The sequence below is a fragment of the Polaromonas sp. P1_E3 genome, from assembly GCF_056405935.1.
Genome location: NZ_JBFUBD010000627.1, coordinates 1 through 1,158 on the forward strand (window position 1 = coordinate 1; position 1,158 = coordinate 1,158).

2 protein-coding genes are annotated in these 1,158 nt (G+C 56.8%); both read right to left on the reverse strand.

Annotated features, from left to right (window positions below; all coding sequences use genetic code 11):
• Nucleotides 1-84: 84 nt before the first annotated feature.
• Nucleotides 85-372, reverse strand: a complete 288-nt coding sequence (locus tag AC1D0Z_RS22310) for a hypothetical protein (protein ID WP_477660331.1) — start codon at nucleotides 370-372, stop codon at nucleotides 85-87.
• 414 nt (nucleotides 373-786) lie between these two features.
• The coding region (locus AC1D0Z_RS22315) for a DUF6968 family protein (protein ID WP_477660332.1) at nucleotides 787-1,158 on the reverse strand (372 nt) is incomplete at its 5' end.

Genomic DNA, 1,158 nt, shown 5'->3' on the forward strand with positions numbered 1-1,158 from the left:
GGTGTATTCCATGCGCGTTAACGTCTGAGTTCAACGGCGACCGTAGGCCGTCCGCTGAAATGAAATGTTGGGCAGCACATTGCACTACTCCAGGCGCCTTGGCAACTGCTCTCTCAGCCATGCCATCTGTGCCGCAATCTGGTCGCGATTTCTCTGGTACCTCAGAGGTACGCAGCCCTCCAATTCTTCAAGCGCATCCAACGCGATCTCAGGCTCACCCGCATATCTCGGATGAACAAAGCTCTCGATCAGGGACAGAAGTTTCTGGGCAAGAACCTCATCGTTTCGGCCACCTTCCGCGGCCGGTCCAACGAGAAGATTGAACCCAAAATCCAAGCCCTCTTCGACCGAAGATGTTGCGATGGTCTTCATGCTGCCCAACGCGAATGTGACCGGACGTCGTAGACGGTCCGGTCGAACGACATGTTAAGCCGCGCGGGCGCCATTACCGTTCCAACATCCAAGATGCCACAGGTGCAAGCAGCATGACAAGCGCGACGAATGCCCAACCGAGGAGTTCGCGGGTACTCAAGCGATATCCGCGCCGCTTCAGATAGCCGTGGAGTGGCCCAATGGTCATCCATCCAACGGCTTTGCGAATACGGCCACTGCTCCGACGTTGCGACCAGAACAGTAGCGCCCACAGCCCAAACCCGGCGGCGATTGCAAGGGCGTAGATAGCGTAAGTGTGCATCTCAAGCGGTTTAACGTAGAAGTAACCGGTGCCCACTCAAGGTGGGCCGCGTAGCGGTCTGACGCCTTTGGGCGTCCGCGTTGACTGACATGTTAAGTCTCACTTGCGTCACCAGGGCGCCTAAGCCAATCCATACTGGGAAGCATTAGATCACCGTCACCAAAATAGGAGAACTGACCTCGGCGCTCCTTCGCAAATGCTTCGAGCTCGGTTGAGATGATGCAGATCGATCCAAGGAGCGCCTGAAGCGAGTCCTCACCAGCCAAGGCGAAAACACGATTAAACGATGAAGCTTTGACTTCGTACCGGCACCACCACGTGCCGTCGGTACGGACCGGCGCATGGACTTCAATAAGTACCGCTTCCGATTCGCCCGACGCAGTTGTGAACTGAAGGGCACGGCTAGCGACTACCTGCCCTGGTGCGGGCAGATCGGGTCCGAGATCAGGTAGCTTCATGTGAGA

Bases quoted from the DNA above. Each gene is read 5' to 3' on its own strand.
- AC1D0Z_RS22310 (WP_477660331.1), bottom strand. From the start codon at position 372: ATGAAGACCATCGCAACATCTTCGGTCGAAGAGGGCTTGGATTTTGGG.